The organism is Pedobacter sp. MC2016-24 (assembly GCF_015223055.1).
Taxonomy (GTDB): Bacteria; Bacteroidota; Bacteroidia; order Sphingobacteriales; family Sphingobacteriaceae; genus Pedobacter.
Genome location: NZ_JADFBX010000023.1, coordinates 17,711 through 30,102 on the forward strand (window position 1 = coordinate 17,711; position 12,392 = coordinate 30,102).

The window sequence follows — 12,392 nt, forward strand, 5'->3', positions numbered from 1 at the left end:
ATCAAATTAATAACTTGCTTTAACGCCAAAAGAAATGCTTTTAGCTGTGGGATTGGACAACCTTAAGTATCTGAAATTAACCAGATCGGGATCCAGTCCAAATTTATTAGCTTTCCACAGGATTCCAAGCTCATTGGCATAAACATACAACTGAATTTGCTTGAATGGAATTTTTTTCCCGTTGGTAAGGTTCCAATCGTAACTAAGACTAACATCCTGCAAGCGGATATGATCTCCTTTAGCCACCGTAGCGGAAGATCCATTGTAGAATCGATCTCTGTTTGCATCAGCCCCATATATTCCCATTGATGGAACTGTGGTAGTCATCTCATCTCCGGGATTTTGCCAGCGTCGACTAAAGTCTATATTTCTGTCTTGGCCTAATCCCGATTCATACATATTGTAATAATTTATTGAGGGTTTTCTGAAATAATACCCCAACTTATAACTGATATTGATACCAAGGGTAAATCTTTTGATTGAAATGGTATTGTTAAATGCTCCAAAAATGGTAGGGCGGGCTGGTCCATGATATTCTAAGTCCCCAACACCTGTTTCAGTAATAATGCGTCCGTAATCTTTGCTGATCTCACCATTAAAAAAGCCTCTTGGATCACCATTTGACGGGTCTAATCCCGCCCATTTATAACTGTAAATCCCGTAAACAGGTTTATTTAATACGGGCCATATACTATATTGAGCTACGTAATAATCATTACCCCTTTGCAGATAATCATACCTGGTTACTTTATCCTTAGACATTGAGAATAGAAAATCAGTTTGCCAGCTAACCCTACCCCATAAATTTTGTGAATGAATGGAAATGTCCAAGCCGCTCGACTTCATTTCTGAATAATTGCCCTTAAGGGCCTTGATGCCCGTATTCGATGGAAAAGCTTTATCTCCAATCATGTCGGTTCCTTTTTTTTGGTAATATTCTATCTTACCACTAAGAACCTGTTCTTTAAGCCCAAATTCAATTCCAAAATTGGCAATACCAATCGTTTCCCACCTCAACTCCGGATTGCCAATATTTCCAAAGTTTGCATAAGGCAAATTGGTATTGGTACTAAGTAAGCCAGTGTAAGCAAACGTGGTGATTCCTGTATTTTTTTTATCCAGATTTCCATTAAAACCATAAGATGCCCTGACTTTTAGAACAGGAAGCCATTTCAGCCGATAAAATTCTTCCCGATCCAGATGCCATAAAAACCCCGCAGACCACAACGGCACATACTTCTGATTCGTTTTTACACCAAAATAATTTGAAGCATCTGTACGCATACTACCAGACAACATATATTTACTGTCATAAGTGTAAGAGACCTTAGCGAAAGAAGAAAGAATCCGATCTAATTTACCATATAAATTAGTTACTGTGGAAATATTCGTTCTGCCCGATGGGTTTAAATTAAACAAAGTTGAAGTATCCACCGCTACGGATTGGCCTGTCCTGGAATCATAACCATATTTCCAATATCGGTATTTTTGAGTATCATATTCTGAAAGCTCATATCCCGCAATGGCATCTACTTCATGTTTTTCCCAGCTTTTTTGATAATTTAATTCAGCTCTAAAATTCTGCGATCTGATTCTGTCAACGTTTTGAATTTGTATCGCCCCAAGTGGAACATGATAACCAACGACTTTCCCGCCTTGTACTTCGGAATATCGATTGATTACATCCCGGGTAAAAAAACTCTCCTGGCCATTGATGGATTCAACAATATTTTTGATTTGCTCATTTTGGTACTTAATTTCAGCATTCAGGCCCGCAATGATGGTGTATTTTAAGCCCAAATTCACCCGGTAATCGTTATTGTTGACTCTTGAAATATTCCGGTCCAGCTCATCCAGAGGAACATAAGTCCAATCCAAAAAACCTTGCGAATGTGCCTTGGTTTGGAATTCAGCACTGCGGCTCCAATTAAAAACTGTTGGTTTGCCATTTTGATCTTTGAACTGGTAATAGGGATCGGCGTTCATTGTCCTGAAAATTGAACTATCGATTTTCCCAATGTTTCCAACATAATATAAACCACCTGTCAACTCCAGATGCTTTCCGATTTTTACGGTATGATGCGTATTGACCGTAATCCGGTTGTCCTCATTGTTTCTCAGACTCAATAAAGAACGGTCATATCCTACCGAGAGGTAATGCGTGGATCTTGTAGTACCACCACTCATATTCAGAAAATATTGCTGTGAAACTGGTTTCTGATAATAATATTTCAGTTCTTCCTCACGAAAATCCTTAGCCCGCAGGGCATTCAACTGGATGGCAGTTTCTGAGGAAGAATAGCCTTTTTTTTGTTTATCCAACAACCGGACAACCTGTGAAAGCTCATTATGATTCACCGGATCTGCCAGGGCGGCATTATATTTACCATTGTTGAACAAGAAAGTCTCAATATCAATATAATCCGAAGAAGACAAATAATAGGGATTGTAAAACACATCGGCCTTCCCGGATAAGGTCAGGTTACTATTGAAACTCAAATTCAGGGGCATTTTGTTTTTACCCTTTTTTGTGGTGATGACAATGACGCCATTTCCGGCCCTCACTCCCCAGATTGCAGCTGACGCAGCATCTTTCAATACGGTCACACTGGCCACATCATTTGGGTTTAAGGCATCCCAGCCGGCATTAAAAGGGAAATTATCCAAAATGATCAATGGCTGATCATTGGCGTAAATGGTACTTCTACCCCTGATCGACAAATCAAGCCCCCCTAAAACTGTACTAATTGTATTTTTATTAAACAACAAACCACTGGTTATCCCATCCAGCCGGCTAATCAGATCACCACCTACCTTGCGTTTGATCTGCGCATTGTCAACCAATATAAAACTACCTGTACTTTGATCTTTAGGTGTCTGCTGGTACCCCGTGCTCACAATATCAACCTGATAAAGGTCATATTCCTTTACCACATCGTCATTTTTTAAACTATCTGCATCAAGCGGTTTATTTGGAAGACTGTCCTCAGTTTTTTTCCGGTCCTTTACAATAACCATTTTATTTTCAATGGTATATAATAACGGAAGTTTACCCGACAGGTAGTCCATTACCTGCTTTAATCCGGCATTTCGAAAAGAGACATCCAGATTTTGATTGGCAGTAAAGGCCTGCTCGTTCCATACTACACTGTAGCCTGTTTGCGACTTAATTTCTTTAAAAAGCTGCAAAAGCGCGATGTTTTTACGCACAAGATTTACAGTCTGGGCACGAAGACCCACACTTATCAATATAAAAATAAGGATAAAAACTTCTTTTTTGAAACGCATTATTGTATTACAGTAACCCTTCTCCCATCTATTTTAAAATGCACATTGGCAATCAGTTCAAGCGTTTTCAAAACCTCAGAGATTTTCGCCGACTTCGAGATCATCCCACCCAACTGAGCGCCGTTACCTTTGCCATTTTTATAAATTACGTCCACATCATACCAACGGGTAATGACATGCATAACCTTTTCCAATGGCATATTCCGGAAAATAAACTCTCCATTTTTCCAGGCTATACTTTCATCGATATCCACATGCTTCACGCTAACCGCCGAGCCATTCAAAATGGATTGTTCATTCGGTTTCAACAATTTAGTGGCGCCTAATACCAGCTGACCATCTTTAAACTCGCCCGCTGATCCATCAATCGGAGCCGTTGGTATAAAATCAAGTGTTGATGTTTTCTTTTTTGAAACAGGTGTAACCGCAATCTGCCCTTCAAGTAAGGTTGTTTTGATATCCCCTTCATTTTGATAGGCATTCACATTAAAATGTGTACCCAGTACTTCAATAATTTGCCCCTCACTAAACACGGTAAATGGCACAGCGCCAGAGCCTGTTTTTGATTCGGTTGATTTACCTTTAACCTTAGCTACTTCAAAATATGCCTCACCAGTTAACTCGACACGTCTGGGACTTTTACCATCAAAACCTGGTGCAAATTTAATTGTACTGGCATCATTGAGCCAAACCCTTGTCCCGTCAGGCAATACCAGTTGATACGTACTTCCATTGGAAGTCGCAACCATAACCTGTTCATTTTTACCAATAGCATCGCTGTTCCCGGTCAGTCGTTTTGTATCTGCAACGGCATCACCATCGCTATATTTCACAAAACCACCACTTAGATTGATGCCCGATTTGGCAGGGTTCAGTGGTATTTGCGCCCCGGTTGACAAAGTCAAAACCACTTTATTAGAGCCACTCAATTGAGTGGTTTGAATTTCAGGTAAGGCATCCAGCGGTTTAAAGAAATTTAGCGCCAACCCAACCAATACAGTGGAAATTATAGCCGCTGCACCCAATGTAACGATCAGTTTTTTAGAAATCGTATTTTTCCGGGGTATAGGTTTGTTCTGACTCCGCATCCGGGCTATAGCGACCAGCGCGCTTCCCAAATCGAAGTTCAATTTATGTGTATAGATACTTTCTGCATTTTCGCCGTAACCTAAAAACAACATCAGTTCTTCATGGTTAATTTCACCAATAACATGGTCACTGTCGTAAATAAAAAAGCTTTTCAGCTTCTCTTTACGCAGAATGGTTAAGGCATCAGCCACCAGTTGTTGTGAATATAATCTTATCGATTCCAGCTTTATAACAATTTAAAGTTCATTCTTTCAAAAGTATCCAACTCATTCATTCACATCTCGTCTGACAACTAAAAATCAATTGATCAACTGGCAATTCGGGCGTTAATAATATCATTCAATTTTGTACAAAACAAATGAAATGAGCGTGTTTGAGATAAATTTAATAAATAGTCTGTCATTTGAGCCAAAATTTCGGAAAAAAGTTCTGACACAAAAAAAGCTATCTCCTGGGAGATAGCTTTTTAAACTATTGATTAACTAAGCATCAATCTTAGCATATTTAGCATTTCTTTCAATAAACTCTCTTCTTGGTGCAACCTCATCGCCCATTAGCATAGAGAAAGTATGGTCACATTCTGCAGCATTTTCAATTCCAGCCTGCATTAATGTACGCGTTGCCGGGTTCAAAGTGGTATCCCACAACTGCTCAGCATTCATCTCACCCAAACCTTTATAACGTTGAATGTGTACGCTTTCTTCTTTACCAGCTCCTTTTAAGCGTTGTACTGCAGCATCCCGTTGCTGATCATTCCAGCAATATTCAAAATCCTTACCTTTCTTAACCTGGTACAATGGCGGCGCCGCAATGTAAACATAGCCTGCTTCAATCAAAGCTTTCATGTACCTGAAAAAGAAGGTCAGAATTAATGTGGTAATGTGCGAACCATCAATATCCGCATCCGTCATGATGACAATTTTATGATAACGGAGTTTGGTCAGGTTTAAGGCTTTATCATCTTCAGGAGTACCAATACTTACGCCTAATGCAGTAAACATATTCTTAATCTCCTCATTTTCGTAGATCTTATGTTCCATCGCTTTCTCCACGTTCAGGATCTTACCCTTTAATGGAAGAATGGCCTGGAAGTTACGGTCACGACCTTGTTTGGCTGTACCACCAGCCGAGTCACCCTCCACCAGGTAGATTTCACATTTTTCCGGATCACTGTCAGAACAATCTGCCAGTTTACCTGGTAAACCTGAACCTCCCATCACACTTTTCCGTTGTACCATCTCACGTGCTTTCCTTGCCGCTGCACGCGCAGTTGCAGCAAGGATTACCTTGTTAACGATCATACGGGCTTCCTTTGGATATTCTTCCAGATAAATGCCCAATGCTTCACCAACAGCGATATCCACCGCACCCATTACTTCCGAGTTACCCAACTTGGTTTTAGTTTGTCCTTCAAACTGTGGCTCCTGTACTTTTACAGAAACAACAGCAGTCAAACCTTCCCTAAAGTCATCTCCGGTAATTTCAAATTTCACATTTTTTAGCAATCCTGATTTATCAGCATAAGCTTTCAATGTACGGGTTAACCCTCTTCTGAAACCTGCAATGTGTGTTCCACCTTCATGGGTATTGATGTTATTCACATAAGAATGCACATTCTCAGAATAACTGTCATTGTATTGCAAAGCAAGTTCAACTGGAATTCCGTTTTTAATCCCTTCTACATAGATTGGTTCAGGAATTAATGAAGGCCGGGTGCCATCCAAAAACTGAACAAATTCCTTTAAACCACCCTCAGAGTGAAACAATTCTGTTAAGAAATTGCCATCTTCATCCAGTTCGCGCTCATCCGTCAGTGTCAGCTTAATTCCTTTATTCAGGAAAGAAAGTTCTCTTAATCTCGACGCCAAAGTATCATAACGATACTCGGTAGTCTGTGTAAAAATAGTTGCATCCGGAGTAAAGGTTACAATCGTACCCCTTTTATCGGTATCACCTATCGATTTAACATCATAAAGTGGTTTACCAATATTATATTCCTGTACCCAGATTTTTCCTTCTCTATGTACTTCGGCACGTAAATGTGTGGACAAGGCGTTAACGCAACTTACCCCCACACCGTGTAAACCACCAGATACTTTATAGGTATCCTTGTCAAATTTACCACCTGCGTGCAATACAGTCATTACAATTTCTAATGCCGATTTTTGCTCTTTTGTATTGATCCCGGTTGGAATACCACGACCGTTATCTTCAACCCGGATAGAGTTGTCTTTTAATATATTTACATATATGGTATCGGCATGTCCGGCCAATGCCTCATCAATCGAGTTATCTACTACCTCATATACCAAATGATGCAAACCTTTGATTCCGGTATCACCGATATACATGGAAGGACGCTTACGCACCGCTTCTAACCCTTCTAATACCTGTATATTATCGGCCGAATAATTTGACTTTGGATCCTGTTCTTCGCTCATATTTTTTTATAAAACAATAAGAGTCAAAAATAACCAATTATGCTCAATTTAAGGCAAATGTGGATAACTATTTCATCAAAAATGACCTAAATCTGCGCTAAAAAACAGAGTTCTTTAGGATACTGATTTTGAAATTTTATATTTGTTGAAATTTCTTGATAAAAAAGAAAGCAGACGGGATTCAAATCGGCGCCAAAAGGCTCTTAAAAGAACAATGAACGCTACATTTGACAAATAAAAGAACAATATATTAAATGAAAACAACATTAAAACTAAGCAGCATTGCTACAGCAGTAGCCCTGGTTTCAGTTATGGCTTCTTGTCAGAACAAAGACAATAAAACCGCTCCGGCAGCAAAATCTGAAACAGCAGCTGTTTCTACTTCAGAAAAAATCGTTTATGTAAACTCTGATTCTTTATTGACTAAATATCAGTACTTCAAAGATTTGAAAGTAAAACTGGACGCTAAATCTAAAACTGCTCAAACAGACCTTGCAGCAAAACAACAAGCTTTCCAACGTGAAGTTGCTCAATATCAACAACAACAAAATACACTTCCGGCAGATCAGCGCGCATCAACTGAAGAAAGACTTGGTCGTAAACAACAAGAGTTACAGGCTTATTCTCAAAATGCAGGCGCAGCCCTTCAAAATGAGCAAGCTACTGAAAATGAAAAGTTATACGATAAAGTTGCGCAGTACCTGAAAACTTATGCAAAAGGAAAAGGTTACAAAATGGTCCTTACCTATTCTAAAGGAAACAGTGCCATTTTATTTGCCGACGAAGCTTTAGATGTAACAAGCGAAGTAATTGTTGGCTTAAACGAAGCTTACAAAGCAGACAAAAAATAAGTAAAAAACAACAATATTGAAATGCTCCGGTAATTCGGGGCATTTTTTTTGCAGCAAAATTAACTATGAATACGACAGATCTACAACACGAAAAATGGATGAAAATGGCAATCCAGCTATCCGAGCAAAATGTACTTGAAAGCATTGGCGGCCCTTTTGGCGCTGTGATTGTAAAAGATGGGGTACTTGTTGCCGGGAGCGGTAACAAGGTAACTTCAACAAATGATCCTACAGCACATGCAGAAGTGTCGGCCATCAGACTGGCTTGCGAAAAATTGAAAACTTTTGACCTGACTGGCTGTGTAATTTATACCAGCTGTGAACCCTGCCCCATGTGTTTAAGTGCTGTTTACTGGGCAAGAATTGATACGATTTATTATGCCAATACCAAGCAGGATGCCGAAAATATCGGCTTCAGTGACAAGTTCATTTATGACGAGCTGGAAAAACCCATGAACCAGCGTACACTCCCGATCAAACAAATGATGAGAGACGAGGCCTTAAATGCATTCAAACTTTGGGACCAGTCGGCAATGCGGATCAGCTATTAGCCGATCAAGCTACTCCGTTTCCTGATCATCAAATAAGCCCTCAATCAGATCGTCTGTTTCACGACGGTCTTTTTTAGTTGGCCTGCCCGCACCCCGATCGCGCTTAAGCGCAGGCGCATGAAACATCGATTTGAATGCATGTGTCTCCTCCAAGGGCGTAATGTCTTTATATTTCGTTACAGCGATTTTAGACTCTACCCGGTTGTACAGCAGTTCAACCACTTCAATCACCTTCTTTTCAATGCCTTTAGATACCTGGTAAACATCCCCGGGTTTCACAATCGCCGAAGGCTTCAGGTTCTGCCCGTTAAATTTGATACGACCGGCTTTACAGGCCTCAGTAGCCAGACTTCTGGTTTTAAATAACCTTATGGCCCATAAATATTTATCTATCCTCAGTTTTTCAGCTTCACTCATAACCCTGCAAAAATAGACATTATAACAATTTAAAAAGATTTATCGTGGAAAATGCAGAGAAATGATCATTCAATACATAAAATTCATTTATTTTGTCAAAAAATAACAAACAATCATGATAGCAGAATTAAAAAAGTTAATTGAAGCCGCTTGGGAAGACAGAACTTTATTAGAATATAGTGAATATTGCGAAGCAATAGAAACAGTAGTAATGCAACTGGACAAAGGTGAACTGCGTGTTGCAGAGCCGGTACTGAACTCATGGGGTATCAATGAATGGATCAAAAAAGCGGTAATTCTTTATTTCCCAATCAGACAGATGAAAGAAATGGAATCCGGTCCTTTTGTTTTCCATGATAAAATGAAATTGAAAACCAATTACAAAGAAATCGGTGTACGTGTGGTTCCTGGTGCTAGTGCCCGTTATGGTGCTTATTTAGCAAAAGGTGTAATTATGATGCCTTCTTATGTAAATATAGGCGCGTATGTGGATGAAGGTACCATGGTTGATACCTGGGCTACTGTAGGTTCCTGTGCACAGATTGGTAAACACGTCCATTTAAGTGGCGGTGTGGGCATTGGTGGTGTTTTAGAACCAATCCAGGCAGCTCCGGTAATTATCGAAGACAACTGTTTCCTGGGTTCCAGAGCAATTGTTGTGGAAGGTGTACGTGTTGAAAAAGAAGCTGTATTGGGTGCAAACGTAGTATTAACCGCTTCAACAAAAATTATTGATGTAACCGGGCCAACTCCTGTTGAATATAAAGGTATCGTTCCGGCGAGATCTGTAGTTATTCCAGGTTCTTATGCAAAGAAATTCCCGGCAGGAGAATACCATGTTCCTTGCGCATTGATTATCGGAAAACGTAAAGAGTCTACAGATAAAAAAACTTCTCTTAACGATGCTTTAAGAGAAAACAATGTAGCCGTTTAATACATCATGAATATTGGTTTTGATGGAAAAAGAGCAGCAAATAACCTGACTGGATTAGGAAATTACAGCCGCTCCTTAATTGCACATTTGGCAAAATATTTCCCTCAAAACCAATATCTCGTTTATACGCCCAAATTAAAGGATAATCCGCAAATCACATCCTTTAAAAAAGCCAGTGACAATATTCGTTTCATTTTACCTGCAAAAGCCGGGTTACTTTGGCGAAGTTTAGGGATCAAAAAACAATTGCTGACCGACAAAATTGATCTCTTTCATGGATTAAGCCATGAAATCCCAATCGGAATGCGAAATACAGGCATACCAACACTGGTTACCATTCATGATCTGATCTTTTTAAAGTTCCCACAATATTTTGGCCGGATTGACCGGTTGATCTATCACTTAAAAATACGCTATGCCTGTAAGCATGCGGATAAGATTATTGCCATTAGCGAACAAACCCGACAGGACATCATCGCAGCTTACCAGGTAGATCCCGGCAAAATTGAAGTTGTTTATCAAAGTTGTGATGACGCATTCAAAGTGCTGGCTGATGAAAACTTGAAAGAACAGGTGCGCAAAAAGTATAAGTTACCCTTAAAATACATTCTCAATGTTGGCACCATTGAATCCAGAAAAAACCTACTGACCCTGGTTCAGGCCTTAAAAGACGTTGATCCTGAATATAAGCTGGTTGTGGTTGGAAAAAAAACAAGCTATGCCAAACTGGTGATCACCGCAATTGAACGCCTGGGTTTGGGCGATCGCATTGTATTTTTAAAAAACATTCCTTTTCATGATTTACCTGTCATTTACCAAATGGCATCCGTTTTCTGCTACCCTTCATTATATGAAGGCTTTGGTATACCCATTATCGAAGCCCTTTATTCCAACGTTCCCGTAGTGGCAGCAACAGGATCCTGCCTGGAGGAAGCCGGTGGCCCGCAAAGCCTGTACGTAGCACCAATGGATCATGAACACCTGGCATCTTGCATCAATAAAATCCTTACAGATGCTGATTTACAAAACAAAATGCGTAAATATGGGCTGGAGTATGTACAGAAATTTGACAATAAACTGGTAACCAGCCAAATGATGGATATCTATAAAAATACTTGCTCCGCAACACATTTTATACATCAATAAAATTAAATTAATGAAGATTGCTTTTGATGCAGAACGGATGAAATATCCGTACACTGGTTTATTTGAGTATTGTTTGCAACTGGGTGAAGCCTTGCGAAAAACTGCTGCTACAAATGACCAGCTTGCTTTTTATATGCGTCAGGAGGATGAAAAATTCTTTAGTGGAAACATTGAAGGACTGAAACAAAAAAGCCTCCATAAATTCCTGTTCCCCCGATATCAGGGGATCGATGTCTGGCACACCACCTACCAGACCTCCTGGTATATGCCAAAAGACCGGAAAATAAAAAGGGTGCTGACCATACATGACCTTAACTTCTTGTATGAAAAGGAATCCCTGGAAAAACAGCAACGGTACCTTAAAAAGGTACAAAAAAATGTAGATCGTACAGATCACATTGTGGCCATTTCCGAATTTACGAAAAAAGACATCCTGGAAAACCTGAATACTCATGGCAAACCAGTGTCCGTAATATACAATGGCTGTGTATTACAGACTTTCCCAAATTATAAAAACGATCAGATTTCCCATGCGCAGCCATTTTTATTTTCATTGGGCACAGTAATTCCAAAAAAGAATTTTCATGTTTTAGTGTCCCTATTGCAGGGCAATCCATACGATCTGATTATTGCCGGCAAATCCGATGAAAATTATAAACAACAGATTTTAACTGAAGCAGGAAAATATGGTGTCGCCAATCGGGTAAAAATCATTGGCCCGGTTTCCAACGAAGACAAATACCTCTATTACAAACATTGCAAAGCTTTTTTATTCCCCTCTATTGCTGAAGGTTTTGGCATCCCGGTTATAGAAGCCATGTCTTTTGGCAAACCTGTATTCCTGTCAACAAGAACTTCATTACCTGAAATTGGTGGTCATCTGGCTTATTATTTTGAACATTTTGAGCCTGCTTATATGCAAGCGGTATTTACAAAAGGCATGGCCCATTATGAACAGACCAAACCCACTTCGGAAATCATAGCACATGCGGCCCGGTTTACCTGGGAAAAAAGTGCTGAAGCCTACTGGCAGATTTACAAAAGCTTAAAAGCATAACACTGATATAAAATTGTAATTTTACACCATGCTAAGAACAGAGATTGACAAGGCGCTTGCAGTTTTAAAAGCTGGCGGCGTCATCTTATATCCTACCGATACCATCTGGGGCCTGGGATGTGATGCGACAAATGAAGCTGCAGTGGCAAAAATAAATGCCATTAAAGGGCGTGCTGAAGATAAGAGCCTGATTATTTTATTGGATTCAGATGCCAAACTTCAAAGTTACGTTACTGAAATTCCCGAAGTGGCTTATGAATTAATTGAATATACAGAGCAGCCACTGACCCTGGTCCTATCCGGTGCAAAAAATCTGGCAAAAAATGTCATCAATGCGGATGGAAGCATCGGTGTCCGGATTGTAAAACACGATTTTTGTGAACAACTGATCCAGCGTTTCCGTAAACCGATCACCTCTACCTCCGCAAACTTATCCGGACAACCAGCTCCAAGATTTTTTGACGATATTGCGGATGAAATCAAAGCGGCTGTCGACCATATCGTAGATTGGGAGCAGGAATTAAAAGTGGATAAAAGGCCATCCACCATTATGAAATTATCCCCGGGAGGGCAATTTTCCTTTATTAGAAAGTAAGTTTTACTACTTTTGCAAACTCA

General features: G+C 39.8%; 10 protein-coding genes. 6 read left to right on the forward strand and 4 right to left on the reverse strand.

Translation table 11 applies throughout. The annotated features are described in order from the left end of the window. Positions 1 to 6: 6 nt before the first annotated feature. The 3 genes from IM797_RS27110 to gyrB all read right to left on the reverse strand — a co-directional run bounded on the left by IM797_RS27110 (position 7) and on the right by gyrB (position 6,818). Positions 7 to 3,288, reverse strand: a complete 3,282-nt coding sequence (locus IM797_RS27110; protein ID WP_194130366.1) for a SusC/RagA family TonB-linked outer membrane protein — start codon at positions 3,286 to 3,288, stop codon at positions 7 to 9. After that, positions 3,288 to 4,568: a FecR family protein gene (locus IM797_RS28805; protein WP_194130367.1), complete on the reverse strand. Its 1,281-nt coding sequence runs from the start codon at positions 4,566 to 4,568 to the stop codon at positions 3,288 to 3,290. The genes IM797_RS27110 and IM797_RS28805 overlap by 1 nt, the downstream gene beginning before the upstream one ends. A 291-nt stretch (positions 4,569 to 4,859) precedes the next feature. Beyond that, positions 4,860 to 6,818 (reverse strand): DNA topoisomerase (ATP-hydrolyzing) subunit B, encoded by a 1,959-nt coding sequence (gene gyrB / locus IM797_RS27120; RefSeq protein WP_194130368.1) that lies wholly within the window; start codon positions 6,816 to 6,818, stop codon positions 4,860 to 4,862. Positions 6,819 to 7,072: 254 nt separating this feature from the next. Here gyrB and IM797_RS27125 point away from each other — a divergent pair, with 254 nt between their 5' ends. Further along, positions 7,073 to 7,669, forward strand: a complete 597-nt coding sequence (locus IM797_RS27125; RefSeq protein ID WP_194130369.1) for an OmpH family outer membrane protein — start codon at positions 7,073 to 7,075, stop codon at positions 7,667 to 7,669. Between the two features lie 65 nt (positions 7,670 to 7,734). Next, positions 7,735 to 8,220: a nucleoside deaminase gene (locus tag IM797_RS27130; protein WP_228099163.1), complete on the forward strand. Its 486-nt coding sequence runs from the start codon at positions 7,735 to 7,737 to the stop codon at positions 8,218 to 8,220. A gap of 9 nt (positions 8,221 to 8,229) precedes the next feature. Here IM797_RS27130 and IM797_RS27135 read toward each other — a convergent pair whose 3' ends face one another. Continuing rightward, positions 8,230 to 8,637, reverse strand: coding sequence for an RNA-binding S4 domain-containing protein (locus IM797_RS27135; protein WP_194130370.1), 408 nt, complete (start codon positions 8,635 to 8,637; stop codon positions 8,230 to 8,232). A gap of 115 nt (positions 8,638 to 8,752) precedes the next feature. Between IM797_RS27135 and IM797_RS27140 the strand changes: the two genes are divergently transcribed. From IM797_RS27140 to IM797_RS27155, 4 genes are read left to right on the forward strand one after another with little or no spacing between them, the layout of a single operon-like run. Next, positions 8,753 to 9,571: a 2,3,4,5-tetrahydropyridine-2,6-dicarboxylate N-succinyltransferase gene (locus IM797_RS27140; protein ID WP_194130371.1), complete on the forward strand. Its 819-nt coding sequence runs from the start codon at positions 8,753 to 8,755 to the stop codon at positions 9,569 to 9,571. Positions 9,572 to 9,577: 6 nt separating this feature from the next. Continuing rightward, positions 9,578 to 10,717, forward strand: a complete 1,140-nt coding sequence (locus tag IM797_RS27145) for a glycosyltransferase family 1 protein (RefSeq protein WP_194130372.1) — start codon at positions 9,578 to 9,580, stop codon at positions 10,715 to 10,717. A gap of 10 nt (positions 10,718 to 10,727) precedes the next feature. After that, positions 10,728 to 11,774: a glycosyltransferase family 1 protein gene (locus IM797_RS27150; RefSeq protein WP_194130373.1), complete on the forward strand. Its 1,047-nt coding sequence runs from the start codon at positions 10,728 to 10,730 to the stop codon at positions 11,772 to 11,774. Between the two features lie 28 nt (positions 11,775 to 11,802). After that, the gene (locus tag IM797_RS27155; protein ID WP_194130374.1) at positions 11,803 to 12,369 is read left to right on the forward strand and encodes an L-threonylcarbamoyladenylate synthase; all 567 of its coding nucleotides are present in this window, start codon (positions 11,803 to 11,805) and stop codon (positions 12,367 to 12,369) included. Positions 12,370 to 12,392: the final 23 nt, after the last annotated feature.

Excerpts from the sequence above, each read along its gene's own strand:
- IM797_RS27150 (WP_194130373.1), top strand. The coding sequence starts at position 10,728 with ATGAAGATTGCTTTTGATGCAGAACGGATGAAATATCCGTACACTGGT.
- IM797_RS27130 (WP_228099163.1), top strand. The coding sequence starts at position 7,735 with ATGAATACGACAGATCTACAACACGAAAAATGGATGAAAATGGCAATC.
- IM797_RS27140 (WP_194130371.1), top strand. The coding sequence starts at position 8,753 with ATGATAGCAGAATTAAAAAAGTTAATTGAAGCCGCTTGGGAAGACAGA.
- IM797_RS27135 (WP_194130370.1), bottom strand. The coding sequence starts at position 8,637 with ATGAGTGAAGCTGAAAAACTGAGGATAGATAAATATTTATGGGCCATA.
- IM797_RS27145 (WP_194130372.1), top strand. The coding sequence starts at position 9,578 with ATGAATATTGGTTTTGATGGAAAAAGAGCAGCAAATAACCTGACTGGA.
- IM797_RS27110 (WP_194130366.1), bottom strand. The coding sequence starts at position 3,288 with ATGCGTTTCAAAAAAGAAGTTTTTATCCTTATTTTTATATTGATAAGT.
- IM797_RS27155 (WP_194130374.1), top strand. The coding sequence starts at position 11,803 with ATGCTAAGAACAGAGATTGACAAGGCGCTTGCAGTTTTAAAAGCTGGC.
- gyrB (WP_194130368.1), bottom strand. The coding sequence starts at position 6,818 with ATGAGCGAAGAACAGGATCCAAAGTCAAATTATTCGGCCGATAATATA.
- IM797_RS27125 (WP_194130369.1), top strand. The coding sequence starts at position 7,073 with ATGAAAACAACATTAAAACTAAGCAGCATTGCTACAGCAGTAGCCCTG.